Source organism: Oribacterium parvum ACB1, from assembly GCF_000238055.2.
Lineage (GTDB): Bacteria > Bacillota > Clostridia > Lachnospirales > Lachnospiraceae > Oribacterium > Oribacterium parvum.
This window is the reverse complement of the sequence record NZ_KE148312.1, coordinates 2163449-2189617: the sequence shown is the minus strand read 5'-3', so window position 1 is coordinate 2189617 and position 26169 is coordinate 2163449. Positions and strand designations below refer to the sequence as shown.

29 protein-coding genes and 1 tRNA gene are annotated in these 26169 nt (G+C 41.5%); 29 read left to right on the top strand and 1 reads right to left on the bottom strand.

Translation table 11 applies throughout. The features are described 5' to 3' along the window. Positions 1-12: 12 nt before the first annotated feature. The 5 genes from fsa to HMPREF9625_RS09695 all read left to right on the top strand — a co-directional run bounded on the left by fsa (position 13) and on the right by HMPREF9625_RS09695 (position 4974). Complete coding sequence (gene fsa / locus HMPREF9625_RS09715) at positions 13-666, top strand: fructose-6-phosphate aldolase (RefSeq protein WP_009534523.1); 654 nt, start codon at positions 13-15, stop codon at positions 664-666. Positions 667-772: 106 nt separating this feature from the next. After that, complete coding sequence (locus HMPREF9625_RS09710) at positions 773-1405, top strand: redox-sensing transcriptional repressor Rex (RefSeq protein WP_009534522.1); 633 nt, start codon at positions 773-775, stop codon at positions 1403-1405. Continuing rightward, a complete protein-coding gene (gene acpS / locus HMPREF9625_RS09705) occupies positions 1402-2913 on the top strand; it encodes a holo-ACP synthase (protein WP_009534521.1) in 1512 nt (503 codons plus the stop codon). The genes HMPREF9625_RS09710 and acpS overlap by 4 nt, the downstream gene beginning before the upstream one ends. Beyond that, entirely contained in the window at positions 2903-4090 is a 1188-nt protein-coding gene (gene alr / locus HMPREF9625_RS09700; protein WP_009534520.1) for an alanine racemase, read from the top strand. The genes acpS and alr overlap by 11 nt, the downstream gene beginning before the upstream one ends. A 143-nt stretch (positions 4091-4233) precedes the next feature. Beyond that, the gene (locus HMPREF9625_RS09695) at positions 4234-4974 is read left to right on the top strand and encodes a YebC/PmpR family DNA-binding transcriptional regulator (RefSeq protein WP_009534519.1); all 741 of its coding nucleotides are present in this window, start codon (positions 4234-4236) and stop codon (positions 4972-4974) included. 124 nt (positions 4975-5098) lie between these two features. Here HMPREF9625_RS09695 and HMPREF9625_RS09690 read toward each other — a convergent pair whose 3' ends face one another. Next, entirely contained in the window at positions 5099-6901 is a 1803-nt protein-coding gene (locus tag HMPREF9625_RS09690; RefSeq protein ID WP_009534518.1) for an Rqc2 family fibronectin-binding protein, read from the bottom strand. Between the two features lie 123 nt (positions 6902-7024). Between HMPREF9625_RS09690 and HMPREF9625_RS09685 the strand changes: the two genes are divergently transcribed. The 24 genes from HMPREF9625_RS09685 to dnaG all read left to right on the top strand — a co-directional run bounded on the left by HMPREF9625_RS09685 (position 7025) and on the right by dnaG (position 26165). Next, entirely contained in the window at positions 7025-7894 is an 870-nt protein-coding gene (locus tag HMPREF9625_RS09685; protein WP_009534517.1) for a YicC/YloC family endoribonuclease, read from the top strand. A gap of 19 nt (positions 7895-7913) precedes the next feature. After that, positions 7914-8555, top strand: coding sequence for a guanylate kinase (gene gmk, locus HMPREF9625_RS09680; protein WP_009534516.1), 642 nt, complete (start codon positions 7914-7916; stop codon positions 8553-8555). Further along, on the top strand, positions 8533-8952 hold the full coding sequence (gene rpoZ, locus HMPREF9625_RS09675; protein WP_009534515.1) for a DNA-directed RNA polymerase subunit omega: 420 nt from the start codon (positions 8533-8535) through the stop codon (positions 8950-8952). The genes gmk and rpoZ overlap by 23 nt, the downstream gene beginning before the upstream one ends. Next, complete coding sequence (gene rimO, locus HMPREF9625_RS09670; RefSeq protein WP_009534514.1) at positions 8952-10223, top strand: 30S ribosomal protein S12 methylthiotransferase RimO; 1272 nt, start codon at positions 8952-8954, stop codon at positions 10221-10223. The genes rpoZ and rimO overlap by 1 nt, the downstream gene beginning before the upstream one ends. Next, the gene (gene pgsA / locus HMPREF9625_RS09665; RefSeq protein WP_009534513.1) at positions 10207-10749 is read left to right on the top strand and encodes a CDP-diacylglycerol--glycerol-3-phosphate 3-phosphatidyltransferase; all 543 of its coding nucleotides are present in this window, start codon (positions 10207-10209) and stop codon (positions 10747-10749) included. Before rimO ends, pgsA begins: the two co-directional genes overlap by 17 nt. Next, complete coding sequence (locus tag HMPREF9625_RS09660) at positions 10749-11261, top strand: CinA family protein (protein WP_009534512.1); 513 nt, start codon at positions 10749-10751, stop codon at positions 11259-11261. Before pgsA ends, HMPREF9625_RS09660 begins: the two co-directional genes overlap by 1 nt. Then, positions 11261-11545, top strand: coding sequence for a hypothetical protein (locus tag HMPREF9625_RS09655; protein ID WP_009534511.1), 285 nt, complete (start codon positions 11261-11263; stop codon positions 11543-11545). Before HMPREF9625_RS09660 ends, HMPREF9625_RS09655 begins: the two co-directional genes overlap by 1 nt. Beyond that, entirely contained in the window at positions 11536-11802 is a 267-nt protein-coding gene (locus HMPREF9625_RS09650) for a hypothetical protein (RefSeq protein ID WP_009534510.1), read from the top strand. Before HMPREF9625_RS09655 ends, HMPREF9625_RS09650 begins: the two co-directional genes overlap by 10 nt. After that, positions 11799-12221 carry a hypothetical protein gene (locus HMPREF9625_RS09645; RefSeq protein ID WP_009534509.1) on the top strand — a complete coding sequence of 141 codons (423 nt, stop codon included), beginning with the start codon at positions 11799-11801 and terminating at the stop codon, positions 12219-12221. The genes HMPREF9625_RS09650 and HMPREF9625_RS09645 overlap by 4 nt, the downstream gene beginning before the upstream one ends. After that, the gene (locus HMPREF9625_RS09640; RefSeq protein ID WP_009534508.1) at positions 12211-12732 is read left to right on the top strand and encodes a GerW family sporulation protein; all 522 of its coding nucleotides are present in this window, start codon (positions 12211-12213) and stop codon (positions 12730-12732) included. Before HMPREF9625_RS09645 ends, HMPREF9625_RS09640 begins: the two co-directional genes overlap by 11 nt. A gap of 109 nt (positions 12733-12841) precedes the next feature. Beyond that, positions 12842-13045: a 50S ribosomal protein L28 gene (gene rpmB, locus HMPREF9625_RS09635; protein ID WP_009534507.1), complete on the top strand. Its 204-nt coding sequence runs from the start codon at positions 12842-12844 to the stop codon at positions 13043-13045. Between the two features lie 218 nt (positions 13046-13263). Then, entirely contained in the window at positions 13264-13626 is a 363-nt protein-coding gene (locus HMPREF9625_RS09630; protein ID WP_009534506.1) for a GntR family transcriptional regulator, read from the top strand. Beyond that, positions 13613-14311, top strand: coding sequence for an ABC transporter ATP-binding protein (locus HMPREF9625_RS09625; RefSeq protein ID WP_009534505.1), 699 nt, complete (start codon positions 13613-13615; stop codon positions 14309-14311). Before HMPREF9625_RS09630 ends, HMPREF9625_RS09625 begins: the two co-directional genes overlap by 14 nt. Before the next feature lies 1 nt (position 14312). Beyond that, positions 14313-15068, top strand: a complete 756-nt coding sequence (locus HMPREF9625_RS09620) for a hypothetical protein (RefSeq protein WP_009534504.1) — start codon at positions 14313-14315, stop codon at positions 15066-15068. 178 nt (positions 15069-15246) lie between these two features. Continuing rightward, positions 15247-15606 carry an Asp23/Gls24 family envelope stress response protein gene (locus tag HMPREF9625_RS09615; RefSeq protein WP_009534503.1) on the top strand — a complete coding sequence of 120 codons (360 nt, stop codon included), beginning with the start codon at positions 15247-15249 and terminating at the stop codon, positions 15604-15606. 16 nt (positions 15607-15622) lie between these two features. Beyond that, positions 15623-17299: a DAK2 domain-containing protein gene (locus HMPREF9625_RS09610; RefSeq protein WP_009534502.1), complete on the top strand. Its 1677-nt coding sequence runs from the start codon at positions 15623-15625 to the stop codon at positions 17297-17299. A 171-nt stretch (positions 17300-17470) separates the two neighbouring features. Then, positions 17471-19492, top strand: coding sequence for an ATP-dependent DNA helicase RecG (locus HMPREF9625_RS09605; protein ID WP_009534501.1), 2022 nt, complete (start codon positions 17471-17473; stop codon positions 19490-19492). Positions 19493-19650: 158 nt separating this feature from the next. Next, positions 19651-20223 (top strand): 16S rRNA (guanine(966)-N(2))-methyltransferase RsmD, encoded by a 573-nt coding sequence (rsmD, locus tag HMPREF9625_RS09600; protein ID WP_009534500.1) that lies wholly within the window; start codon positions 19651-19653, stop codon positions 20221-20223. Between the two features lie 98 nt (positions 20224-20321). Next, a complete protein-coding gene (gene coaD, locus HMPREF9625_RS09595; RefSeq protein WP_009534499.1) occupies positions 20322-20804 on the top strand; it encodes a pantetheine-phosphate adenylyltransferase in 483 nt (160 codons plus the stop codon). Between the two features lie 11 nt (positions 20805-20815). Continuing rightward, positions 20816-21397, top strand: coding sequence for a FliH/SctL family protein (locus HMPREF9625_RS09590; protein WP_009534498.1), 582 nt, complete (start codon positions 20816-20818; stop codon positions 21395-21397). A gap of 151 nt (positions 21398-21548) precedes the next feature. Continuing rightward, positions 21549-21622 (top strand) — tRNA-Pro (locus HMPREF9625_RS09585). A gap of 222 nt (positions 21623-21844) precedes the next feature. Then, entirely contained in the window at positions 21845-23197 is a 1353-nt protein-coding gene (locus tag HMPREF9625_RS09580) for a sodium-dependent transporter (protein ID WP_009534497.1), read from the top strand. 115 nt (positions 23198-23312) lie between these two features. After that, positions 23313-24347, top strand: a complete 1035-nt coding sequence (locus tag HMPREF9625_RS09575; protein ID WP_009534496.1) for a deoxyguanosinetriphosphate triphosphohydrolase — start codon at positions 23313-23315, stop codon at positions 24345-24347. Between the two features lie 84 nt (positions 24348-24431). Continuing rightward, on the top strand, positions 24432-26165 hold the full coding sequence (gene dnaG / locus HMPREF9625_RS09570; protein WP_009534495.1) for a DNA primase: 1734 nt from the start codon (positions 24432-24434) through the stop codon (positions 26163-26165). The last annotated feature ends 4 nt before the right edge of the window (positions 26166-26169 follow it).

The window sequence follows — 26169 nt, the reverse complement described above, 5'->3', positions numbered from 1 at the left end:
GAGGAGAGAAGTATGAAGTTTTTTATTGATACGGCAAATGTAGAGGAAATTCGCAGTGCTTACGACATGGGAATTATCTGTGGATGCACAACAAACCCTTCCCTGATTGCAAAGGAGGGAAGAGACTATGTAGAAACTTTAAAAGAAATTGCTTCCTTTTTGGACGGTCCTATTTCCGGTGAAGTAAAGGCGGACACAGTAAAAGCCGAGGATATGATTTTGGAAGGTAGAGAAATTGCCTCCTTATCCCCCAATATGGTTGTGAAGATTCCGATGACGGAAGAAGGACTAAAGGCGGTAAAGGTTCTTTCCAAAGAGGGAATCAAGACCAATGTCACCTTGATATTCTCTGCAACACAGGCAGTTCTTGCGGCAAGAGCAGGGGCTACTTATGTTTCTCCTTTCCTTGGAAGACTGGATGATATCTCGTCTGACGGCTTAATTTTGATTCAAGACATCATGGATATTTTCTCCGTTTATCCGGAAATCGAAACAGAGGTAATCTGCGCATCTGTTCGTCATCCGGTTCATGTAATCGAGTGCGCAAAGACCGGAGCGGATATTGCAACTGTCCCCTTCAAGGTTTTGAAGCAAATGATTCATCATCCTTTGACAGATATCGGTATTGAAAAGTTCAAGGAAGACTATAGAAAAGTTTTTTCTTAAAAAATCGGGATAAATCCATCCTTTTCTTCATAGAACATTGACAGCATTTTCACAAAACAGTATAGTGGAATAAAATGCGGTTATTTACAGCAGATGAGGAAAAATAATGGATAGAAAAGAAATATCACAGGCAGTTATCCAACGTCTTCCCCGGTATTATCGATATTTGGAAGATTTGATGGATCAGGGAATAGAACGTATTTCATCCGGCGAGTTGTCCAAAAGGATGCATCTAACTGCTTCTCAGATACGACAGGATTTAAACAACTTTGGCGGTTTCGGACAACAGGGCTACGGGTATAACGTAGCCAATCTCCATGATGAGATAGCGAAGATTCTGAATATTGATCGAGAAAATCCCATGATTATAGTGGGTGCGGGACACCTTGGACAAGCTTTGGCGAATTATACCAATTTCCAAAAAAGAGGATTTATCTTAAAGGGGATTTTTGATATCAATCCGGAAAGAATCGGAAAGGAAGCCGGTGGGATTAAAATCTTGCCTATGACGGAGATGAAGACCTTGGTAAAAAAGGAAAAGATTCGCCTTGCGGCAATCTGTATTCCGAAGTCGGAATCCATCAAGGTTGTGGATGATTTGATTTCCTACGGCATAGAGGGAATTTGGAATTTTGCGCATATAGACTTGGATGTACCGAAGCATGTTGTTATTGAAAATGTGCATCTGTCTGAAAGTTTGATGCGACTTTCCTACAGATTGTTTGAGGAATTAAAATGATTTTAGGAGTTGGTACGGATATTCTGGAAATTCTTCGAATGGAGCGGTTACAGGATAGTAGTGCAGCGGCAGAGAAGATCTTTACAGAAGAAGAACGCCGGCAAAGCGAGGGAAAAGTCTCTCGCCTTGCCGGTGATTTTAGTGTAAAAGAAGCGGTTTCCAAGGCTCTTGGAACCGGAATTCGAGGGTTTTCTTTGTTGGATATTGAAGTTCTTCGGGATGAACTAGGAAAACCGTATGTGAAACTTTACGGGAATGCAAAGAAAATCTTTCTTCGCCTTGGAGGGAGTAGGTTAGAAGTCAGTATTTCCAATACAGCGACCTTGGTGATAGCCACTGCAGTCCTGTTTGGGAACTCCTTTTCCTTTTCTGAGGGAATAACCCGGGATTCTTCGCTTGCTTTGGAAAGTGGGGAGGGAGAGAAGGACAATGTTTTTTTTGAGGAAACAGAGAGAAATTCTGAAGCAAACTCCAAGAGAAATAAAACATTGCAATGGTTGCTCCCTCTTCCCGAACGAAACGCAGAGTCACACAAAGGCTCTTATGGAAAAGTGGAGATTTTTGCAGGTAAATCAGGTATGGCGGGAGCAGCCATTTTTTCAGCTCTTTCAGCCTATAAAGCTGGTGCAGGACTGGTGAAGGTTATCAGTGATAAGGAGAATCAAATCCCTCTGCAGTCCATGGTTCCGGAGTCCATCTTTTTAGATAAGGAGAAGTTTTCCTTGGAAGAAAGCCTGAATGAAGGACAAGTTCTTCTTTTCGGTCCGGGAATAGGCATGGGAGAAAAAGAGAAGGAATTCCTTCATGAGCTTCTTTTGCGAGGAAAAACAGCCAAGGACAAGAGGCAGTTTTTGATATTGGACGCAGATGCCTTAAATATGATTTCGAAATCTTCTCTTTTGGAGGATGCTCTTCGAATTTATGCAAAAGAGGCGCCGTTGATTTTGACGCCGCATATTAAAGAGTTTGCAAGACTTTGTCATTTGACCGTGGAAGAAGTTTTACTTCACAGAAAAGACTTAGGAAAAAAATATGCCGATTCTCATCATTGTATTTTAATTTTAAAATCCCATGATACAATGGTGTTTGCTCCTTCTTTGGATTCTCCCGAAGGCTTTCTCGGAAAAAGGGAAATAGAAAAGCCGAGTAGAGCGGGAGAAAAAAAGACAGAAGATAAAGAGAATAAAAAAGAGGAAGATAAGGAAAGGAAATGGTTTTTTCATAATACGATTTCCTGTGCCGCACTCAGTAAGGGCGGGTCGGGGGATTGCTTTGCCGGTCTACTGAGCGGTTTGCTCTGTATTCTTGAGGAAAAATATGGAAACTTTCCTGCTAAAGTGCTGGCCTTTCAGGCGGCTTGCCTTTCTGTCCTTGTGCAAGTACGCGGGGCTGAAATAGCTGCGCATCAGGAGGGGCAACATGGCGTTTTGGCCAGAGAGCTTCCTCGGTTTTTTTCTTTGGCCATAGAAGAGTTTATAGAAAAGGAAGATAAGGAAAATGCAAGATAGAAAGAGCTACGATAGAACCTATGCCATTGTGGATTTAGGAAGAATTGTAGAGAATCTTCGTTTGTGTAAAGAAAAGTTGAGAAAAGGGATGGCTGTCTGCGCCGTTGTGAAAATGGATGCCTATGGACACGGAATTGTGGAAGTGGCAAAGGCTATCGCGGACGAATGTGCCATGTTTGGGGTAGCTACGGTGGAAGAAGCAATCACCTTAAGAAAAGCCGGTATAGAGGGAGATATCTTGATTCTCGGTGTTATTCCGGAAAGTCAATATGCTCTTCTTTACGAATATCGGATTATGCCAAGCCTCTTTACTTTGAAACAGCTTAAAAAATTGGAAGAGTTGGGAAAGAAAAACAATACAAATTTAGCTGTACACATTGCTTTAGATACCGGTATGGGGAGAATCGGGATTCAGACCGAAGAAAAGGGAGCTTTGAAGATTGCAGAGCAGATTCTTGCCAGCCCGCATATCGAAGTAAAAGGTATATTTTCTCACTTTGCCTCCTGTGATGAACAGGATAAAAGCTACGCAAGAAAACAAGAGCAGCGTTTTAAGAATTATCTCGAGAAGTTAAAAGAGAGAGGATTTACTATTCCTCTTTGCCATATTGCAAACTCTGCCGGAATCTTGGAAGATATCGGTACGGAATACAATATGGTTAGAGACGGGATAGTGCTCTACGGAGTCTATCCGTCTAAAGAAGTCTTGCACGAGCTTCCGATTAAAATGGCACTATCCTGGAAGGCGAAAATCTCTCATATTAAAACGGTTCCTGCGGGAGAGGGTATCTCCTATGGCTCTACCTTTGTGACGGAGAAAGAAATGAAGATTGCGACGATTCCGGTTGGCTATGGAGACGGCTATCCCCGGATTCTTTCCGGTAAAGCCACGGTTTTGGTAAGCGGTAAAAAATGCCCTATTCTCGGAAGAGTTTGTATGGATCAGTTTATGGTAGATATCACGGGAGTAGAGGCTGAGCTCTTTCAGGAAGTGACTCTTCTCGGAGAAGAGGGAGGAGAGGAAATCAGTCTTTATGACTGGGAAGAGTTGGGGGTATTCCCATATGAGTTTTTATGCGGCCTCGGAAATCGTGTTCCTAGAGTATACTATCGGGGAAAAGAATGGATAGGGACATATAATCCGCAGGATAATCTGCATTTGCATGAATTTTCTTAGACGCATAGAAGGAAAAAGATTGGTTTAGAGATAGTATGGAAATGCCATTTTCATGGAAGAAGAGAAAGCCTTGCTTTTGGGAAAGAACTTGCGAAAGGCTGAGAAAATAGTTACACTGGAAAAAAATATATAGAGGAGTGAATATGTCAGGACATTCAAAATTTTCCAATATCAGAGCAAAGAAAGAAAAAAACGATGCAGCAAAGGGTAAGATATTTACCATTATCGGGCATGAGCTTGCCTTGGCTGTAAAGCAGGGCGGTGCGGATCCGAACAGCAATTCGAAGCTGCGGGATGTTATTGCGAAGGCTAAGGCAAACAATATGCCGAACGATACGATTCAGAACGGTATCAAGAAGGCAGCAGGCGCATTGGATAGTGTGAATTATGAGGAATTGCAATACGAGGGTTACGGAGTAAATGGTGTTGCCATTATTGTAAAAGTCCTTACGGACAATAAAAACCGTTCTGCGGCAGACGTTCGTTCCGCATTTACAAAGGGAAAGGGCAGTCTTGGTGCACAGGGATCCGTATCATTTCTTTTTGAAGAAAAGGGACAGATTATTCTGGATAAGGAAGTGATGGACGACTTGGACAAGGATTTTGATTCTCTTATGGATATTGCCATTATGGCAGGGGCAGAGGATTTGATTGATCGGGATGACAGCTATGAAATTCTTACTGTACCGGCTGATTTTTCCTCGGTTCGAGAGAATCTGGAGAAGGAAAACATTCCCATGGTGCAGGCGGAAGTGGTACTGATTCCGGGGAATACGGTTTCCGTGACGGATGAAGAAGCGGTAAAGAATCTTAGAAAAACATTGGATTTACTCGATGAGTCCGATGATGTGCAGAATGTCTATACTAACTGGGAAGAGGAATAAAGGCTTTCTTTAGAATGCTTTTGTTACATCATTCTGTAAGCCTTATTTTTATCAAGGAAGTCAACGAGATACCGCACGCTACGCGAGCGATACTCGTTATAAATTTTAAAAGTCCCGGAGGAGCTTAAAGCTCTTCCAGGACTTTTTTCGGTTCAACGAGTATGGAATAGTTTTGGTGGTATATAACGAAGCCCGGGGCTCCGCCAATGATTTTTTTCAGATTCTTTCTTTCCGTATAATCTACTTCTACCTTGGCATTTTCCTTTTCGGAAGAAAAGTATGCGGCAAGCTCCGCTGCTTCTTCAAAAAGACGGTCGGGAAGCTCTTCCAGAGTTTTCCCCTCGGTTTTTGCAATGACATGGGAACCGGCAACTCCCTTAACGTGAAACCAGAAGTCTTTCGGATCGGCGATTTGAAAGCTGACCTCTTCGTTTTGAAAATTGTTTTTTCCGACATATAGAAGGTAACCGTCACTGCTGCGGAAGACTCTGGGAGAAGATTTATCTTCTTTTCTACTTGATTTTTTCTTTCCGGATAGCTTTTTCATATATCCGAATTCGCCCATTTCTCGTCGGATATCATCCAAGTCTCCTGCATTTTCAGCAGTAAGAAGACTACCGAGTATAGATTGCAAGTGTTCTAAGGTTTTTCTGCTTTCCTTAAGCTGTTCCGTAAGATTCTTTTCCGTTCGTTTTGCCTTGTCGTATTTATCAAAATAACGTTTTGCATTTTCGATGGGAGGAAGATTTGGATCCAAAGGAATCCGTTCTTCCTTCCCGGTATAATAATTCTCGCAAAGCAGTTCTTTTTCTCCGCCCTGTAAGCTGTAACCGTAGGTGGTCAATAATTCTCCAAAGACACGGAAGCTTTCTTTTTTCTCCGTATCTTTCAACTGCTTTTCCTGTAAACTCAGCTTTTTTCCGACACGTTCCAAAAGGGTAGTGCATTGCTTTTTTAAGTCTATGGACTTCTGGCGTACGCGGTCTTCCTTTTCCTTTCCTCCGTAATATTGTTCTATAAGAGCGGAAGGAGAGGAGAAGGCTTCTTCGTGAAAACGTGGATTCCCCTTATATTGAATGGTGTGAAATGCGGAAAAATCAAATGCCTTCGTTTCTTCAAAAAGAATTACCGGAGAAAAATCGCCGTTGAGAATTTTGCTCCTTAAAGCATGGACTTTCGTGATTATATTTTCCCATTCAGAAGAAGAAAGAACTGTAATATCCTTATCAAACGGTACTTCGGCATCCTCACAAAGCTCTCTTGCAGAAAGAGGGCTTAATCCGGAAAAGCTGTGAAACAAAGCATCGGAAATAGATTCGGGCTTTTCCGCACCCGTACCCTTCATTCGTTCAATTAAGAAGGAACTTAAGTTTTCTAAAGGAAAGCGCAGGATATTTTCTTTATGAAACTGGTCGGGAATAAAATAAGATCTTCCAGGAAGCACCTCTCGAAGAGAAGACTGCACGGAGGAAATTCGTTTTATGGCGTCAAGAATCGTGAAGTCCTCTTTTAGGAGAATGATATTGGAATATTTTCCCATGATTTCTACAGCGAGGTATTTGATGCCATAGTCCCCCATTTCATCTCTATGAGAGATATGGAGAAGAAGTACCCTCTCCAGTCCTTCCTCCTCCAAGGCAGTTGAAGCTTGGGTGATATTTTGAATTAGACCGTTTCCGATGTGTTTACGAAGTGCCATGCAGAAGTTCGGTGCGGTTAGCGGTGCCGTTTTTCCCTTATTACTAAGATAAATCAAAGGAATAGAGGGATTGGCAGAGAGGTGAAGAAGGTACTGTTGCTTTTCTTTTTTTACCGTAATCTGCAATTCATCTTTCTCGCTTTGTATAATTTTAGCAATCTTTCCGCCTAAAATCGTTTCCTTGAATTCGGAAATCAGTGCTGATAAAAATAATCCATCAAATGCCATAAATCCATCCTTTACTTCTTGAAAAAGCCTTTTGCCCTTGTTATCATATTTTATACTGATAACTTGCATTTCCTAGGATAGGCTAAAGGTGGAAAAAACTCAAGGAAAAGGAGAACTTCCGAAATGAAAAGTATGACCGGATTTGGCAGAGCCAAGGCGGAAAACGCAGGACAGATAGTCACGGTGGAGATAAAATCCGTCAATTCCCGTTTTTTGGATTTAAGCTTTAGATTACCCAGAAGCTTTCAAGCAATGGAAATGAAAATCAGAGAATTGCTGAAAAAAAACATTTCCAGAGGAAAGGTGGAGGTTTATCTTTCCATAGAGGATGGCGGTGAAAAAGAGAAGAAGCTGCTGGTAAATACAGTATTGGCAAAAAGATATAAAGAAGAGATTGAGAAACTTTCGAAGGAACTTGACCTTCCGTTTAACCTAAGCGGGAATTCCTTATTTTTTTATCCTGAAGTTTTTCATCTAACGGAAGAAGAGGATGAGGATAATGAAACGGTCATCCTGGAGATAGTGGATGCGGCCATTCAGGAGTTTGTTCGATCCCGCTCTTTGGAAGGAGAGAAGTTACGGGCAGACCTTGAGATGAAACTGCAGGAAATGGAGGATTATCTTCGCTTTTTGAAGGAAAAGGAGCCGAAGCTTCGTATACAATATGAGAACCGCCTTCGGAAGAAGATAGAAGAAAGCCTGGCAGGTCGAGAGATAGATGAGGGAAGGCTCTTAGAAGAGGTCGCCATTTTTTCCGACAAGGTTAGTACAGACGAAGAGATTACAAGACTCGATAGTCATGTGCATAGAATGCAGGCAATCCTTAAAGAGGAACAGGCAGTAGGGCGAGACTTGGACTTTCTGATGCAGGAGATGAACCGAGAGAGTAATACCATTCTTTCCAAAGCAAGTGATTTAGAGATTACGGATATAGGTCTTAAGGCTAAAAACTGTATTGAGAAAATGAGAGAACAGGTACAAAACATCGAATAAGAGTATAGAAGGGAATAGTATGGATAAGGGGATTTTAGTTGTGGTTTCCGGCTTTTCGGGAGCAGGGAAGGGAACCATTATGAAAAGGATAACGGAGAAGTATGATAACTATGCGTTATCCATTTCAGCAACAACAAGAGCGCCGAGGAAGGGTGAAGAAGAGGGAAAGTCCTATTTTTTTGTGAGTAAGCCCCGCTTTGAAGAGATGATTGACAGTGACGAGCTTGTTGAGTATGCAAAGTATGTGGATAACTATTACGGTACGCCCAGAAAGTTTGTAGAGGATTGCTTGAATCAGGGAAAAGATGTAATTTTGGAAATAGAGATACAGGGAGCTCTGAAGATTAAGAAGAAATTCCCGAACAGTCTTCTCATTTTCATGACCCCTCCTTCTGCGGAAGAGTTAAGAAATCGTCTTATCGGAAGAAACACGGAAGATGAAGAAACGGTCAATAAACGATTGGGGAGGGCTATAGTAGAGTCGGAAGGCGTAGAGGCCTACGATTATATTCTGGTCAATGCGGATATTGACACATGTACGGAAAAACTGCATAATCTAATTCGTGCGTCTCATGATAGGGTAGAGGCACATTTAGATTTAATTGAAAAAATCCGAAAGGACTTAAGGAGGATAGAAGATGCTGCGTCCAACATACAATGACTTGATTGATTCTATGAATAAGAATAGAGAAGAGGGAGAATTGGAAGTGCAATCTCGCTATTCTGTAGTAATTGCCAGTGCAAAGAGAGCACGTCAGATTATTGACGGGGATGCACCTTTGGTTAAGGCGGAGGAAGACAGAAAACCTCTTTCCATTGCAATTGAAGAAATCTCCAAGAATCTGGTAAATGTTGAAAAAGGTTTGGACTATGAAGAGGAGCCGATGAATCCCACTACGGAGGTAGAGGATTATTCCCGCTATGCTTTGGATGATGACCTAGATGACGAAGAAGAGGTAGATCTGGACTCCGAGGCGGAGAATGACGACTACTTGCAGGAAGACGGCGAGGAAGATGATTATTCTGACGGAGACTATTCTTCGGATAGTGAGGAATAATGAATTTATATCTGGAAAGTTTGGGCTGTGATAAGAATAGGGTAGACTCCGAAAAACTCTTATCAGAGCTCTTGGAAAAGTATGAAGGAGCAAAGGTAACTATGGATCCTGCGGAAGCGGATATTGCCATAGTCAATACCTGCTCTTTTATTGGTCCGGCAAAAGAAGAAAGTATCAATACGATTTTGGAGCTGGCAGAATACAAAAAGACGGGAAAATTACAAAAGCTGATTGTAGCCGGCTGTTTGGTGGAGAGATATAAGGATGAGATCCGTAAGGAGCTTCCGGAGATAGACGAGATTGCTTCCGTAAAGGACTATGTGAGTCGACTGGACAAGCAGATGAAGAGAGTGGAAAGTGGGGAAAGGTATACCCGCTACCTAAAGATTGCGGAAGGTTGCGACAAGTATTGCAGTTATTGTATTATTCCGCGTCTTCGAGGACACTACCGTTCCATTCCGATGGAGCAGATTTTAGAGGAGGCCGGACAGCTTGTGCTGGAAGGGGCGAAGGAACTTATTTTGGTGGCGCAGGAAACCACCCTGTATGGAACAGATCTCTATGGAGAAAAGTCCTTACATAAGCTGCTTCATGCATTGGGGGAAATTGAGGGACTGGAATGGATTCGGGTTCTATATTGTTATCCGGAAGAAATCGAACTTCCTCTTATTGAGGAAATCCGGGATAATCCGAAAGTTTGTCATTATCTGGACTTGCCTATCCAGCATTCTTCCGACCGAATTTTAAAGGTGATGAATAGAAAAACCAGAAGAGCAGAATTAAAGGAGAAGATTGCTTTACTAAGGAGAGAGATTCCGGACATTTGCTTAAGAACGACTTTAATTACCGGCTTTCCGGGTGAAACGGAAGAAGACCTGGAGGATGTGCTTTCTTTTATCAGAGAAGAGCGCTTTGACCGTTTGGGGGTATTTCCATATTCTCAAGAAGAAGGAACCTATGCGGCAACCATGGACAATCAAGTTCCGGAAAGTGTAAAGAACAAAAGGCTTTCTCGTATTATGGAGTTACAGCAGGAAATTGCTTTCCAAAAGGCGGAAGAGCAGAAGGGCAGAGTCTTAAAGGCTCTTGTAGTAGGTTTTGATGAGGAAGAATCTCGCTTGGTTCTTCGAAGCTATATGGATAATCCCGATATCGACAGCTTTATCTACCTGAAGGGAGAGGAAAGAGCTGTAGGAGACTTTGTCTGTGTGAGAATCATAGACACGGAAGGGTATGATTTAATAGGAGAATATTGTGAATCTTCCCAATAAACTGACAATACTTAGAGCCTTGATGGTTCCCGTCTATGTGTTTTTTATGCTTTTTCCTGCAGAAAATGAGCTTCTCTTTCGTTGGATAGCTTGTGCTGTTTTCTGCATTGCTTCCTTTACCGATTTTTTAGACGGATATATTGCAAGGAAGAGGAATCTGGTGACCAATTTCGGAAAGTTTATGGATCCCTTGGCTGATAAGCTTTTGGTTTGTGCCGCCATGATCTGTATGATTCCGCTTTCCTATCTTCCTGCTTGGTACGTCATTATTCTAATTTCCAGAGAATTTATTATTTCCGGATTTCGTTTGATTGCGGTAGAGCAAAATGTTGTAATTGCCGCATCTTATTTTGGGAAATTTAAAACGGTGAGCCAGATGGTGATGATTATTTTGCTTATTCTGCAAATTCCTGCACTTAATCTTGTGACGACAGGATTTGTTTATCTGTCATTGGCACTTACAATCATTTCCCTGATTGATTACTTATATAAGAACCGTTCCGTTTTAGAAGAAGGAGGCTTTTGATGGGAGATAAGAAAAAAGAAATCAATTACTCAGAGGATGCGCCAATTGAAGAGCAGCTTGTCAGCATACTAAAATCTTTGAAGAAAACGATTACGACGGCTGAAAGCATTACCGGAGGACTGATTTCCGCAGCGATAACTTCTGTTGAAGGGGCTTCGGATTGCTTTAAGGTGGGATATGTAACTTATTCCAATAAGTCCAAGAGAAAACTTCTTTCTGTAAAGAAGGAACTCCTTCGAAAAGAGGGTGCCGTGTCCTCTACTACGGCAAAAGAGATGGCTATTGGTGCCATGATGGAATCGGAGGCGGATATCGCCGTGGCGATTACAGGAAATGCAGGACCTACTGCCTTGGAAGGGAAAGAGGTTGGTTTAATTTATATTGCGGTTTGTGCCGGAGGAAAAACAAAGGTGGAAGAGTTCCACTTTGGCGGAAATAGAAAAGAAGTACGGGAACAGGCTTGCGGTGCTGCTCTTGTTATGGTTAGAGACTATCTTTTGGACAAAAAATAATGCGTTTATCAAAAAAAATGCGCTTTGGTGCCAGGGCAAAAGAATATATTCCATATCTGATGCAGAATCTTAGGGAGGGTCATATAGTACCGATGTGCTATATCGTCTATAGCGGATATGGAAAGAATCTATATGAGTTTTATCCGTCTTCTATGCTAAAAATCAGCAATTTCCCCAGAAAAGAGGATGAGATTTTAGGGATAGCCTATGGGTATAAAGATGCTCTTAAACTGGTGGCCTGCATGGTGGAAGAGAGTCTAAAAGGAGAAGGGATATGTTGCTAATCTTGACAGTTCTCAAGTATGTGTTGATTGCAGTAGCTGTTCTTCTCCTGTTCTTGTTTTTGCTTCTTCTTTTTCTATTGTTTTTTCCATTTCGTTACAAGCTTGAAGGCAGTAAAGAGAAAGAAGCGGAGAGACCGGAGGGAGACTTTCATCTGCGCTTTCCCGGGGTACACTTTTTAGGAGAATATAAAGAGGGAAAGCTGAGATATAGAGGGAAAATTCTTTTCTTCACGCTATTAGAGGGAGGAGAAGAATGAGGGATACAATAAATAAATGGATTGATTTTTTTCGAGATAAAGTTCGGAGTTTGAAGGAAATACAGGTTTTATTAAAGGAGCTTGGTAAAGATGAAACGCGGGAAATGATTGCGTTTGTTTTGATGGAAGGACTTCGTTTTTTAAAGACCTGTCGAATTCGGAAAGCAAAAGGGAGTATATATTTTTCTATAGAAGATCCTGCTACTATGGGGCAGGTGTTAGAAGGGGTGGCACTGGTTTATCCTTTCATTCAGGATAAAATTACTCTTGTGCCGGAGTTCGGAGACAGTTATTATTATGGAGATATTCGTTTAGAAGGAAAGATTCGTCTTATTCATCTATTGATTCTACTGATTCGTCTTTTAAGAAACAGGGCATTTCGCAGATTGGTCCTCAAGGGGGGTAAGCATGGCAAATAACAATACAAAAGAACTCATACAAGAGCTGTTTCAGGGGATGGATGGTTTTATCCAATCCAAAACGGTGGTAGGAGAGCCTATTAAGCTGGGAGATACCGTTTTGGTGCCGCTTATGGAGGTAAGCTGCGGAATGGCAAGCGGTGCTTTTGTAAAGGAGAACACTAAAAAAGGAGATGGCGGAGCCGGGGCAATGAATTCCAGGATTACACCTGCGGCGATGCTGGTCATTCAAAATGGAAGAACAAAACTAATTCGGGTAAAGAATGAAGACGCTTTATCCAAGATTATTGATATGATTCCGGAGGCGATAGATAAGATAACCGGAGGAAATAAGGTAAGTGAATCTGCTGAACAAAAGGGGCAGGATGCCTTAAATTCCTTAGTGGAAAAGGATAAAAAAGAGAAAGAGATTAAGAAATATACCGTACTTTCCGGAAATGAAAATAAAGATTTAGAAATCGAAGAAGCGGATGATGTGATTGATTTGGATTTATCGGATTTTGAGGAATAAAATTGTAGGGTTTCCAGAAATAAATTTTGCTTGCAATCTAAAATCATTTTTGCTATAGTACTATAGTCGCTGTAAAGCAGTGGATTTTTTAAAAGAGGGAGGTGCAATCATGGCTAAGTGTGCTATTTGCGAGAAGGCAGTACATTTCGGTATTCAAGTAAGCCATTCACATAGAAGATCGAACAAGATGTGGAAAGCAAATGTGAAGTCAGTTAGAGTGAAGGTAGATGGCGGTACAAAGAAGATGTACGTCTGTACTTCCTGCCTGCGTTCCGGAAAAGTTGAGCGTGCTGTTGCAGGCGTTACTGAATAATGAAAGATTAGAAAGATATTGTCGTAGGACAGTATCTTTTTTTGTGTTTAAAAATAAGGTGGAATCTCTCTTTCTGTAAAAATTTCAAAATCTAAGTCTTGACAGCGTTAGACTACTAGTGTACTATTTAAATAGTTCACTAGTTGAGTAAGAAATCATATTCACTAGTTGAAATATAGGAAATATGTAGCGAAAAACATTCGCTGAAAGGAGGCAAAATGCAATACAAACCCTCTCTTCCGATTTACCAGCAAGTGGAGATGGATATCATAAAAGATATGCTAAACGGAAAACTATCTCCGGGATCGAAGATGCCTTCGGGAAGAGAACTTGCGCTAGTCTATAAAATCAATCCCAATACAGCCCAAAGAGTATACCAGGAACTGGAGCATAAGGGACTTTGTTACACCAAGAGGGGGATGGGAACCTTTGTGACGGAAGAGGAAGAGAGATTAAAAACGGAAAGAATACATCTTGCCAAAGAGTATAGTAGGGAGTTTCTTCAAAGAATGAAGGATTTATCCGTTTCAAAGGAGCAGTTAAGGAAATATTTAGAGGAGGAGTTAGATGCTTCAAGCTAGTAATTTATCGAAAAAATATAATGGAAGAACAGCTTTGGACCATGTCAATGTAGAGATGGGAGACGGGAAAATATACGCTTTTCTTGGACCCAACGGTTCGGGAAAAACCACTTTCATGAAAATAATAGCAAGTTTAACAAAGCAGAGTGAAGGAGAACTTCTTTTAGATGGGAAAGCCCTTTCCATAAAAAGCAGGGCGGATGTAGCCTATCTTCCTACTGAGACGCATGCCTATCCTTTCATGACAGTAGGGGAATTCGGGGAGTATTATAAGACCTTTTTTAAAGATTTTGATGAAATCAGATATAAATCATGGGTCGAGAGAATGAAGATTCCCTTTCGAACTCCTTTTAAGGTGCTCTCTTCGGGAATGGATAAAAAGGTAAGAGTGGCGGCAACCTTGGCAAGGGAAGCAAAGGTTCTGATATTGGATGAGCCTTTTAACGGAGTGGATTTGCTTGCAAGAGAAGAAATCGAAAAGATGATTTTGGAAGTGATGTCGGATAATCGCACAATTATATTATCCAGCCATCTAGTGGAAGAGGTGGAATCCTATGTAAACTTTGCGCTTTTCTTTAATGAAGGAAGACTGCTTGCTATGGAAGATGTTGAAGAATTACGGAGTAGTCGCGGGATGTCCATCACCGATCGATATAGAGAATTGTTAGGAAGGGTAGGGGAGTAATATGTTGACTTTAATTCGTTACGAAATGAAAAAAACTATGCCGATTAAGCTTGTGTCTGTGGCTTTACTCTTGATTTTTGAAGTTTTATTGCTGTTTGGAAGTATTAGTGGCAATATTTTTGTTATGGGACTCTCCGGAATGTTCCTTATCTTTTTTAGCTTTGTCGTATTCTTATTATTTGGACTTTCCAGTATGGTGAGTCTGAGTAAAGACTTAAGTACGAACCAAGGTTATATGTTGTATATGCTGCCAAGACCCAGTTATCAGTTTCTTTTGGCGAAGATTGTTGAGAGCCTTATCAGCTCAATTTGCATTGGCTTATTTTTGTATTTTCTGTTTTTATTCGATCTTTTTTATTTTAGTGTCGATATAGACGGTTTTTCCCATACCTTCGATATGATTTGGGGCTTGACCGTAGAAAATAAGTTGGGGAATTTTGTTCAATTTATGATTTCCATTGGATCGTTCTATGTCGGAGTTTGGATTTATATGTGCTGTCTTGCCGTACTTTGCGTGACGGTACAGGCGAGTTTCTTCCGGGGGAAAATGCTGGCATTTATCCTTACGATTATTATATTTTTAATTCTTGCGGTAAATATACTCTCCGGTGTGACTGATTTTGTGGATTCCATAAGGAATATATTTGGAATCAGTGCTGATTGGTCCATGTACCTTCAAGTGCTGGTGCTGTCTCTTATTTCCCTTCTTTGTTTTGGGGCAGCTTCTTATGTCCTGGAGAAGAATCGAAACTATTAATTTGGAAGGAGAAAAATCGGGTAAAGAGACGAAAAGAAGCGAGCTTAGATAAGTTAGTGGAAAAAGGCGGAAATTTTTAATCTCTTTTCATATAAAAGAAAATGGAGTATACTAAAGAAGAATTCTCGAACTATCGAGAATTCTTTTTCTTTACTTATCAAGAATTGGAGGACGGACTATGAAAGGAAAGATTCCATCACACTTTGGAGAAGTCGAGATTTCCGAGAGAGTCATTGCTGAATATGCAGCAAATGCTGCTGTTTCTTGCTTCGGTATTGTCGGGATGGCTGCAGTACCTATGAGTGGTAAAGGTCTAGCCCATTTACTTCGGAAAGAAAGTTATCATAAGGGAATTGATGTAAGGATTAAAGAAAATAGAATCAGTTTGGATTTTCATGTTATTATATCCTACGGCGTAAGCATTAAAGCCGTTGCGGAAAATCTGGTGGACAGTGTAGAGTATCGGATTTCCCGGTTTACCGGTATGGAAGTAGATCGCATCAATGTGTATGTAGAAGGCGTACGCATTATTGACTGATAGGAGGGACGACCCTGTGGGTAAAGTGCTTAGTGCAAAGGAGCTGAAGAAGGCATTTTTAGCCGGAGCCAATCAGCTCAATGCAAAAAAAGATTTGATCAATGAATTAAATGTATTCCCTGTGCCGGACGGTGATACGGGAACCAATATGACCATGACCATTCTTTCTGCGGCAAAAGAAGTTGCTGCAATAGAGGGAGGGAGCATTAAAGACATCTGTAAAGCGATGTCAAGCGGTTCTTTAAGAGGAGCAAGGGGAAATTCCGGTGTTATTTTATCTCAGCTTATTCGTGGTTTTACCAAAGAATTGTCTGAAGCGAAGGAAGTAGATAGCCTGGTTTTGGCAAAGGCCTTCCAAAGGGGAGTGGAGACTGCTTATAAGGCGGTTATGAAGCCGAAGGAAGGAACGATACTTACTGTAGCAAAGGGGATGGCGGATAAAATCATGGAGCTGTCTCTGACTGAAGAAGAGATCCTTCCGCTACTGGAGAAAGTATATGCGCACGGAGAAGAGGTTTTAGAGCATACTCCGGATCTCCTTCCTGTATTAAAGGAAGCCGGTGTAGTAGACTCCGGCGGAGCAGGCCTTATGGCTGTTATGGATGGGGCACTTCGTTCTCTTAGAGGAGAGAAGATTGTTCTCGACTTAGAGCTGAAGGAGAGTGGAGCGGTATCTGCACTGGTTGGAGAAAGAAAGAACAGGGGAGAGATTTCCACCGCAGACATTCGCTTCGGTTATTGTACGGAATTTATGGTCAATGGAGACCATGCCTTCACGGATGAAGAGGTGGATGCGCTTCGAACTTACCTGACCGGAATCGGCGATTCTATTGTCTGCTTCTCCGATGAAGAGATGATTAAGGTCCATGTGCATACGAATCATCCCGGTGATGCGTTTGAAAAAGGTCTATCTATGGGGTATCTTTCCAAGATGAAGGTAGACAATATGCGCTTAGAACATCACGAGCTTTTAATCGAAGATGCTTCCCGTATTGCGGCGATGGATAAGCTGGAGGAGGAAGAAAAGCCTGCAGAAAAGAAGGCTTTCGGATTTGTGGCGGTTTGCTCCGGAGAGGGACTGGAAAATATTTTCCGTGATCTTGGGGCAAATCAAGTGGTTTCCGGCGGGCAGAGCATGAATCCGTCTACTGAGGATTTGGTCAATGCGGTAGAGAAGATTAATGCCGAGCATATTTACATTTTACCGAATAATAAAAATATCATTCTTGCGGCAGAGCAGGTTTGCAGTATTTTGGAAGAGCAGCTGATAACCGTACTTCGCAGTACAACGATTCCACAAGGAATTTCCGCTTTGATTGCTTTCCAGGAAGAAGCGAGTCCGGAAGAAAATACGGAGAATATGACAGAGAGCTTAAAAGCGGTTTCCTCCGGTGAAATTACTTATGCGGTACGAGATACTACCATTGACGGCAGAGAAATTCACTCTGGAGATATCCTTTTCCTAGGAGATAATGGGCTTCTTTCTGCTGAAAAAGATATTTTATCTGCGGTAAGGGAAGCACTTCCGAAGATGGGAGAAGGAGAAATCCTTAGTTTGTACTATGGAGAAGATGTGAAGGCAGAGGATGCGGAAGCACTTGTATCTGAAATTCAAAAGGACAATCCGGATTTAGAAATAGAGCTGCAAAATGGTGGTCAGGCAGTTTACTACTATCTCTTATCATTGGAATAATGGAGAATTAAGCTGATTTTCGAGAAATACAGGCAAGAAAGATTCATTTTACAAAATTAAGAAGCCGAGTTCTTTGTTTCAGATGAATTGAAATATTGTTTAGGGCTATGAAGAGAAGAGATAAGAATAGAACCCACTTCTTTCATAGCCCTTTTTTTATGGGAAAGAGCTATGCTAAGTGACGGAATTGAAAAAATAAAGGGAGTAGGAGAGAAAACTACCGCTCTTTTTCATAAGGCCGGAATCTACACAAAGGAAGAGCTTCTAAATGGATTCCCGATAAGCTATATAGACTATCCTCCCGTTTCCCGTATAGTGGATGCCCGGGAAAAGGAATGGATGGCTTTTTCGGCTGTCTTACAAGAGGATTTTCGGGGGAGACCGGGGACGGCAAAGGAAATCCTCCTTGCCCGGGCTTTTGATAGTAGCGGAGAAATCACTTTACAATTTTTTCATGCCCCTTATATTCGAAAGACAGTGAAAAAGGGGATGCACTTTGTTTTTTACGGGCAGGTAAAAGAATTTCAGGGAAGATACTATCTGCAGCAGCCCAAGTATTTTTCTATAGAGGACTATCGGGAAAAGAGAAAGCTTTTAGAAGCGGTTTATTCTTCTGCAAAAGGGATCAAGAACTATATTCGAAGAAGAGCTATTGCAGAGCTCTTTAAGGAAGACTTTGCGTGTTCCGATGTTTTTTCAGAGGGAGAGTTAGAGCGTCTTTCTCTTCCGGATAAAAAAGAAAGCTTAAGACTTCTGCATTTTCCGGAAAATTTTCAGGAGAGGGAGAAGGGACGGAAAAGGCTTGCCTTTGAAGAGCTCTTTTTTTACTCTCTCTATCTGGAAAAGGAAGAGAAGGAATATAAGGCGGAGAAGGAGCTCTCTCTCTACGAGGAAGGGGAAGAAAAGAATTTTTTTTCGTATTTTCCGTTTAGCCTAACGGCATCCCAAAAGGACTGCATTTTGGAAATGAATACGGAGCTTCTTAGAAAGCAAAGAATCTATCGTTTTATAGAGGGGGATGTGGGATCCGGAAAGACCGTCATTGCCTTTTATCTGATATATCTTACGATAAACAGGGGAAAGCAAGCGGCTTTTATGGCACCGACCGAAATTCTTGCAAGACAGCATTATGAAAATGCTTTAAAGCTCTTTCCCGATAGAATCGTTCTACTTCTTGGTAGCACTAGCCAAAAGGAGAAGAGGGAAATCTATAAAGGAATAGCTAAAGGAGAAATTCTCGCCGTATTCGGGACACAGTCCTTGATTCAAGAGGGTTTAAGCTTTTCTGCGCTGGAGAGTATTGTCATTGATGAACAACATCGTTTCGGTGTAAAGGAAAGACTGAAACTGGAAAAAAAGGGAAACTGCCCGCATACGCTCTTTCTTTCTGCAACTCCCATTCCGAGGAGCCTTGCCAAGCTTTTATACGGGAGCCTGCCGCTTTCCGTACTGAAAGAAAAGCCGGCAGACAGACTTCCGATTAAAAATGCACTCATTCACAAAGAGGAACAACAAAAGGCTTTTTCTTTTATTTTAGAGGAGATAAAAAAAGGGAGACAGGCCTATGTGATTTGTCCTATGATAGAGGAAAATGAGAGTCTTCCGGTAGAAGCGGTTCTTTCCTATAGAAAAGTTTTGCGAAAGTTCTTTCCGGAGGATATACGAATTGGAGTTTTGCACGGAAAGCTTAGGAGCGAAGAGAAGGAAGCCGTAATGGCAGCTTTCAAAAGGGGAGAAACAGAGATTTTACTCTCTACGACCGTTGTGGAAGTCGGTGTGGACGTTGCCAACGCTACGGTGATGCTTATTGAAAATGCGGAGCGTTTCGGTCTTGCGCAGTTACATCAGCTTAGGGGAAGAGTGGGGCGCTCCGCTTTGCAAAGTTACTGTATTTTTCTGGATCGAAAAGATGATGAAAAATCACGGGAACGATTGGAAATTATGAAGAACAGCAATGACGGCTTTGCCATTGCGAAAGAAGACCTCCGCCTCCGAGGGCCGGGAGATTTGTTCTTTGGAGAGAGGCAATCCGGAGAATTGCAGTTTTCTATGGCGGATCCGATTCTTGATGAAGAGCTCTTTCGCATAGCAAGAGAAGAAGCGATGCAAATGCTGAAAGCGGATCCGGAACTGAAAAAGCATCCGAAAGTGCAAGAAGAATTTTTCAAAATGATAACGACAGATACACCGTAATGGAATCATAGAGAAACATTGTAATGAATCATAGAGAAACATAGTAATACAATAGCTTATCTATTAATAAATAAGGAATAGCTTAAAAAAATAAGTTTCAGCTATTTACAAAGTCTTCTTAAATTTGCTTTAATACATAGGGAAATGGAGAGAAAGAAATGAGAGTGATTGCAGGAACGGCTAGAAGAATCAATTTAAAAACGCCGGACGGTTTGGATACAAGGCCGACCCAGGATCGGATAAAGGAAACCCTTTTTAATATTCTACAGTTTGATCTTGAGGGGCAGGATGTACTGGATCTTTTTGCGGGAAGCGGTGCTTTGGGGATAGAGGCTCTTTCCAGAGGTGCCAAGAGGGCGGTTTTTTGCGATGCAGCAAGGCAAGCTGTTCTCTGTATTGAGGAAAATCTGGAGAAGACACATTTTAAAGAACAGGCTTTGGTACTTCCCGGAGATTATAATGGAGCAATCAACAGTCTTTTGCGAAAGGACTATCATTTCGGATTGGTCTTCATGGATCCGCCATATGGACGGGAGCTTGCGGAAAAGGCTTTGCTTCGTTTAAAGGATAAGCCCTTCGTGGATGAGAATACCATCTTTGTAGTGGAAGCAGGCCTCGAGGAAGACTTTTCCGCTATGGAAGAAGAGGGATATACTATCCTAAGAGAAAAGACCTATAAGTCCAATAAACATGTTTTTCTGCGTTTAATTAGACAGGAGAACGAAAAGTAACGGAAAACAGTTTTAGAAGTAAGGTATGGTAAGCAAGTAAGGTATGGCAAGCAGTTTGCCTAAGGAAAGAATGATTTGTAAAGAATGTAGGAGGGAAAATGAAGATAGCCATTTATCCCGGATCCTTCGATCCGGTTACCTTTGGACATTTAGACGTGATATCCAGAAGTGCGAAAATGGTGGATAAATTAATCATTGGAGTGCTTATCAATAATAATAAGACCCCGTTGTTTTCTACGGAGGACCGTGTTAGAATGATTAACGAGTTAATTTCAGAGTATTCGAATGTGGAGGTGCATTCCTTTAGCGGTTTGACAGTGGATTACGCAAAAAAGGTCGGTGCTACGATGATTGTTCGTGGTCTTCGTGCTGTTACCGACTTTGAGTATGAGTTACAGCTCGCACAGACCAATAAGGTGATTGCACAGGATATTGACACTTTGTTTTTGGCTACAAATCTAAAGTATTCTTATTTAAGTTCCAGTACAGTGAAGGAAATAGCTTCTTTTAATGGAGATATATCGGCTTTTGTTCCCCAATCGGTGGAAACAGCCATGAAGAAAAAATTCGGTTATGAATAGACGGAGGTAGTATGAGCAGAATAGAGCAATTAATAGGGGAAATTGAGGAGTATATTGACAGCTGTAAGTTTCAGCCTTTGTCTAACAGTAAAATCATAGTTAATAAGGAAGAGATGGAAGAGCTTCTTGTCGAGCTTCGTCTTAGGGTGCCGGAGGAGATTAAGAAGTACCAGAAGATTATTTCTCAGCAGGATGCAATCTTAGCTGATGCGAAGTCCCAGGCAGAGACTTTGATTACGGAAGCCAAGGTTCAGACGGAAGAAATGCTTTCTGACAATGAAATTATGCAGCAGGCTTATGCAAAGGCAAATGCTTTGGTACAGGATGCGCAGAATCAGGCGGATATCATCGTGAACAATGCCGTTGCAGACGCTGATCAGATTAGAGGCAATGCAATTCGTTATACGGATGAGATGCTGGCAAGCTTAGAAACCATTATTTCTCGCTCTTTGGATACCGCAACTGGACATTTAAATGAGTTAAAATCTTCTCTTACGGACTCTAGGAGCATTGTGCAGTCTAACAGAGACGCTTTAGCGAAGGCTATGCCGCAGGCAGATGTTGCTACGCAGCAAGAGTCTGCAGAACAGTAAAAATTATGGATTGACAGGAGTGCAGAGAAAGATTATAATCCTTGACTAGTGAGCTTACAAGCTCACTGGTCAGGAAGTAAGATTATCTTAATCTTATTCCGATATAGAATAGATTGCGAACCCGGTTTCTTTCGTTTGATCTATCCAATAACGATGCGTGGCTCAGCTTGGTAGAGCGCTGCGTTCGGGACGCAGAGGTCGCTGGTTCGAATCCAGTCGCATCGACTTCGAAAAACAGGAGATGTATGACATCTCCTGTTTTTTATTCTTAACAAGTGGCTCAGGCGAAGCCTGAGACGTCTTGTTACAAGTTCTACGCTTCCGGACAGAATGCTCGTATATAAGAGCGGATTCTGCTATCCCGGAGTGCTGAATTTTGTTGATTTTACTTGAACAGCTTTTAAGAAAGTCTATGAAATCATTTTTAGGAAGGGAAGTAAGGGATTTATGGGAAGAGAGAATTTTAAGTCCAGACTCGGCTTTATCTTAGTGAGTGCCGGCTGCGCAATCGGAATCGGAAATGTATGGAAGTTTCCGTATCTTGTGGGACAAAATGGAGGAGGAATTTTTGTCCTCTTTTATCTCTTATTTCTCCTGATGATGGGGCTTCCTATTCTTACTATGGAGCTTGCAGTAGGAAGAGCCAGCAGAAAATCTGTGGTAAAAGCGTATAAAAAGCTGGAGCCGGAAGGTACAAAGTGGCATATTCACGGCTATGTTTGTATTTTCGGTTGCTATCTTTTGATGATGTACTACACAACGGTTTCAGGCTGGATGCTTTCCTATTTCTTTAAATTCTTGTTTAAGAGCTTTGAAAATATTGAGCCGAGTCAGGTAGAAGGAATCTTCGTTGCTATGCTTAGTCGTCCGGAAGAAATGACGCTTTGTATGGGAATCACAGTTATCGGCGGTTTTATGATTTGCTCCTTAGGCTTGCAGAAGGGCCTCGAGAAGGTGACTACCGTTATGATGAGTGCTTTATTTATCCTGATAGTACTCCTTGCCGTACATAGTCTGCTTTTACCCGGTGCTGTGGAGGGGGCAAAGTTCTATCTTCTTCCGAATGTGGAGAAGGTAAAGGAAATCGGTTTATATCATGTGATTTCTGCGGCAATGAACCAGGCATTCTTCACTCTGTCCTTGGGCGTTGCGGCAATGGAAATTTTCGGCTCCTATATGTCTGATGAATACACCTTGGTCAGTGAAGGAGTGAAGATTTGTGCATTGGATACCTTTGTAGCGATTATTGCAGGACTCATTATTTTCCCGGCTTGTTTTAGTTTCGGTGTAGAGCCAAATGCAGGTCCACCCCTTATCTTCTTTACCTTACCGAAAGTTTTCATGCATATGCAGTTTGGAAGAGTTTGGGGAGCCCTTTTCTTCCTCTTTATGACATTTGCAAGCTTTTCCACGGTTATTGCAGTTTTTGAGAACTTAATTTCCACCAGTATTGATAATTTCCGTTGGGATAGAAAAAAAGCGGTGATAATCAACTGTATTTTTATATTTGTAATGAGCATTCCCTGTATTTTAGGGTATAATTTATGGCAGGACTTAAAGCTTATCGGCGGAAGAGATGTTCTTGATTCCGAAGACTTTATTGTAAGTAATCTGATTCTTCCTATAGGATCCCTTATTTATCTCCTTTTCTGTGTAAGTAAGTGGGGCTTCGGGTTTGATAAGTATATTGAAGAGTGCAATAAGGGAGAAGGCATCAAGATGCCCAAGGCTTTAAAGCCATATTTCATTTTTGTATTACCAATTTTGATTCTGATATTACTTTTACAGGGATTATTTTAATTAAGGCTTGAAGATGATATTGTAGGTTTTTCATGTAATTCGTGTTTGACAGTTTATTTTCGTAAAACAGTTCTTTAGAAAAGAAATTGTTTTATAAAAATAGGATAGGAGTCTTATGACGATACGGGAAGAAATGGAGGAATTGGAGAAGAATACACTCTCCCCTTATGCTTTTTTAAGCATGAATTCTTTGGGGCGGGATTTTCCGGAAGAGGAGGACGATATTCGTACCATTTTCCAAAGAGACCGGGACAGGATACTCCATTCCAAGGCCTTCCGCCGCCTAAAGCATAAGACACAGGTTTTTATCCAACCGGAGGGAGACCACTATAGAACAAGACTCACCCATACTCTGGAAGTGAGCCAGATTGCGAGAAGCATTGCAAAGGCTCTTCGCTTAAATGAAGATTTGACGGAGGCGATTGCCCTCGGGCATGACCTTGGGCATACACCTTACGGCCATGCGGGAGAAAGAGCCTTGAATAAGATTTGTTCCTTCGGTTTTTCTCATGTGGAACAGAGTATCCGTGTTGTTGAAGTTTTAGAAAAAAACGGAAGAGGCTTAAATTTATCAAAGGAAGTGCGAGACGGGATTTTAAATCATAGAAGCTCCGGGCATCCAAAGACCTTGGAAGCGCAGGCGGTTCGTCTTGCTGATAAAATCGCTTACTTAAACCACGATGTGGATGACAGTATAAGAGGTGGAATTATCACTGAGGAAGATTTGCCGGAAGAGTTTCGCTTAGTTCTTGGAAGAAGTGTAAAAGAGAGAATCGATACCTTGATTCGTTCTGTTATTTTTTCTTCTATCGGGAAAGACAGTCTGCGTATGGAACCGGCGGTGGGTGAGGCTATGCAGGGACTTCGTAAGTGGATGTTTAGTCATGTCTATAAAAAAAGTGAAGCAAAGGAAGAGGAATGGAAGGTAGAAGGCATGCTTCTTCTTCTCTTTACCTTTTATATGGAGCATTCGGAGAAGCTGACGGAGGAATACCGTTTTTTGTATGAAAATAGCTTAAAGGACAAGAGTATTTCCGAAAAAGAACACTTGGAAAGAGTGGTTTGCGACTATATTTCCGGTATGACGGATGAGTATTGCAATCATAAGTTTATGGAGTACTATGTTCCAAAGGCATGGGCGAAGGACTAAGTTTAAAGAATAAATGGATTTTTTACGCATAAGAAAAATAGGCTTTTGCGGTTGGGACTTGGTGTAGCTTTTGAAGGAGCATTCATGTATTACGGAGAGGATATTGTCGAGGAAGTTCGTCAAAAAACGGATATAGTAGACTTAGTTGGACAATATGTTCACCTGAAGAAAAAGGGATCGAGCTACTTCGGTCTCTGTCCTTTCCATGGAGAAAAAACGGCTTCCTTTTCCGTCTCTCCCGGAAAGCAAATTTTCTACTGCTTCGGTTGCGGCAAGGCGGGAGACAGTATCCGCTTTTTGATGGAATATGAGAACTTAAGCTTTGTGGAGGCTTTAGAGGAGCTTGCAGAGCGGGCAAATATTACACTTCCGAAGGAAGAAAAAAGAGATAAGGGTGAAGAGGATCTTCGCTACAAGATACTGGAGATTAATAAGCAGGCGGCACTGTTTTATGTAAAGCAACTTCGCAGTGAAAAAGGTAAGCAGGGACTTGCTTATTGCGCAAAAAGAAAGCTGAGCGGTGAAAGTATTACGCACTTTGGCTTAGGTTATGCCGGAAAGGAAAGAGACAGTCTCTATCAATATTGTAAGTCCTTGGGCTTTAAGGACCAAGTTTTACAGGAATCAGGATTATTCAGCTTTAAGGAAAATGGAGTCTATGATAAATTCTTCAATCGTCTGATCTTCCCCATTATGGATTTACATAATCGGGTTATCGGCTTTGGAGGAAGAGTGATGGGAGACGGGGAACCCAAGTATTTAAACTCTCCGGAAACCAAGCTTTTCGAGAAGTCCAGAAACCTTTTTGCCCTTAATTTTTCGAGAAAATCCAGAGCAAATTATTTTATTCTCTGCGAAGGCTATATGGATGTGATTTCCCTGCATCAATGGGGATTTCCGGAGGCGGTAGCAGCTCTTGGAACGGCATTTACGGAACAGCAGGCGGATCTTATGAAACGCTTTAATTCCCTTATCTACCTCTGCTTTGACAGTGACGGTGCGGGAAAGAAGGCCTGTAAAAGAGCGATTTCTATTTTGCGGGAAAAGAAATTGGAGGGGAAGGTTATTCGCTTAAGTCCCTATAAGGATCCGGATGAGTTTTTAAAGGCGGAAGGAAAGGAAGCCTTTGAAAAGCGAATTGAGGAAGCAAAGAATGCCTTTCTTTGGGAAGTGGAAGAGAAGAAGACCGAGTTTGACCTCCATGATCCCGCAGGAATGCAGAAATACATGGAAAGCATTGCCGAGCTTTTAAGAACAAGTTTTTCCGACCCGGTAGAGCGAGAAAATTATCTGAAGGCGGTAGCCAGAGAACAGATGCTGAAGGCGGAAAATCTGCAACACCTTGTGGATAAAGAAGAAGAAAAGACGCAACTTTCCTTTGGCTTACGGAAAAATGCGGGTAGACAGGAAAAAAAGAGGGAAGAAAGATGGAATTCTCCGTTAGAAGAAGAATTTCTTTCCGTTTTGATGCAAAGAAATGAATTTGTCGATTTGGCAAAAAAATATATAGAAGAAGTAGATTTTCAAGGAGACTTTGCAAAGGAAATCTATCTTAAGCTTTTATCCGGGCTGTCCGCAAAGGCAATTTTGGACAGCTATCAAAATGAAGAAGAAAAATACCAAAAGCTTGTGAAACTGTATCATGGAGACTTGTATCACATGGATTTGGAAAAGGATGAGGAAAAAAAGCTTTTATCCGACTATATTCGCCAGTTAAAATTGCAGAAGATAGAAAAGGAAATCAAGGAAGTAACAGATGCGGAAGGGTTATCCCATTGCTTTAAAGAACGGGATAAGTGGGAGCATTTTTCGCTATAGATGC

Excerpts from the sequence above, each read along its gene's own strand:
- HMPREF9625_RS09650 (WP_009534510.1), top strand. The coding sequence starts at position 11,536 with ATGTTGCTAATCTTGACAGTTCTCAAGTATGTGTTGATTGCAGTAGCT.
- alr (WP_009534520.1), top strand. The coding sequence starts at position 2,903 with ATGCAAGATAGAAAGAGCTACGATAGAACCTATGCCATTGTGGATTTA.
- rpoZ (WP_009534515.1), top strand. The coding sequence starts at position 8,533 with ATGCTGCGTCCAACATACAATGACTTGATTGATTCTATGAATAAGAAT.
- HMPREF9625_RS09695 (WP_009534519.1), top strand. The coding sequence starts at position 4,234 with ATGTCAGGACATTCAAAATTTTCCAATATCAGAGCAAAGAAAGAAAAA.
- fsa (WP_009534523.1), top strand. The coding sequence starts at position 13 with ATGAAGTTTTTTATTGATACGGCAAATGTAGAGGAAATTCGCAGTGCT.
- dnaG (WP_009534495.1), top strand. The coding sequence starts at position 24,432 with ATGTATTACGGAGAGGATATTGTCGAGGAAGTTCGTCAAAAAACGGAT.
- HMPREF9625_RS09660 (WP_009534512.1), top strand. The coding sequence starts at position 10,749 with ATGGGAGATAAGAAAAAAGAAATCAATTACTCAGAGGATGCGCCAATT.
- acpS (WP_009534521.1), top strand. The coding sequence starts at position 1,402 with ATGATTTTAGGAGTTGGTACGGATATTCTGGAAATTCTTCGAATGGAG.
- rimO (WP_009534514.1), top strand. The coding sequence starts at position 8,952 with ATGAATTTATATCTGGAAAGTTTGGGCTGTGATAAGAATAGGGTAGAC.
- HMPREF9625_RS09620 (WP_009534504.1), top strand. The coding sequence starts at position 14,313 with ATGTTGACTTTAATTCGTTACGAAATGAAAAAAACTATGCCGATTAAG.
- HMPREF9625_RS09575 (WP_009534496.1), top strand. The coding sequence starts at position 23,313 with ATGACGATACGGGAAGAAATGGAGGAATTGGAGAAGAATACACTCTCC.
- HMPREF9625_RS09625 (WP_009534505.1), top strand. The coding sequence starts at position 13,613 with ATGCTTCAAGCTAGTAATTTATCGAAAAAATATAATGGAAGAACAGCT.
- HMPREF9625_RS09710 (WP_009534522.1), top strand. The coding sequence starts at position 773 with ATGGATAGAAAAGAAATATCACAGGCAGTTATCCAACGTCTTCCCCGG.
- HMPREF9625_RS09640 (WP_009534508.1), top strand. The coding sequence starts at position 12,211 with ATGGCAAATAACAATACAAAAGAACTCATACAAGAGCTGTTTCAGGGG.
- HMPREF9625_RS09690 (WP_009534518.1), bottom strand. The coding sequence starts at position 6,901 with ATGGCATTTGATGGATTATTTTTATCAGCACTGATTTCCGAATTCAAG.
- HMPREF9625_RS09590 (WP_009534498.1), top strand. The coding sequence starts at position 20,816 with ATGAGCAGAATAGAGCAATTAATAGGGGAAATTGAGGAGTATATTGAC.
- HMPREF9625_RS09630 (WP_009534506.1), top strand. The coding sequence starts at position 13,264 with ATGCAATACAAACCCTCTCTTCCGATTTACCAGCAAGTGGAGATGGAT.
- HMPREF9625_RS09685 (WP_009534517.1), top strand. The coding sequence starts at position 7,025 with ATGAAAAGTATGACCGGATTTGGCAGAGCCAAGGCGGAAAACGCAGGA.
- rpmB (WP_009534507.1), top strand. The coding sequence starts at position 12,842 with ATGGCTAAGTGTGCTATTTGCGAGAAGGCAGTACATTTCGGTATTCAA.
- gmk (WP_009534516.1), top strand. The coding sequence starts at position 7,914 with ATGGATAAGGGGATTTTAGTTGTGGTTTCCGGCTTTTCGGGAGCAGGG.
- HMPREF9625_RS09655 (WP_009534511.1), top strand. The coding sequence starts at position 11,261 with ATGCGTTTATCAAAAAAAATGCGCTTTGGTGCCAGGGCAAAAGAATAT.
- HMPREF9625_RS09615 (WP_009534503.1), top strand. The coding sequence starts at position 15,247 with ATGAAAGGAAAGATTCCATCACACTTTGGAGAAGTCGAGATTTCCGAG.
- coaD (WP_009534499.1), top strand. The coding sequence starts at position 20,322 with ATGAAGATAGCCATTTATCCCGGATCCTTCGATCCGGTTACCTTTGGA.
- HMPREF9625_RS09580 (WP_009534497.1), top strand. The coding sequence starts at position 21,845 with ATGGGAAGAGAGAATTTTAAGTCCAGACTCGGCTTTATCTTAGTGAGT.
- HMPREF9625_RS09645 (WP_009534509.1), top strand. The coding sequence starts at position 11,799 with ATGAGGGATACAATAAATAAATGGATTGATTTTTTTCGAGATAAAGTT.
- HMPREF9625_RS09605 (WP_009534501.1), top strand. The coding sequence starts at position 17,471 with ATGCTAAGTGACGGAATTGAAAAAATAAAGGGAGTAGGAGAGAAAACT.
- rsmD (WP_009534500.1), top strand. The coding sequence starts at position 19,651 with ATGAGAGTGATTGCAGGAACGGCTAGAAGAATCAATTTAAAAACGCCG.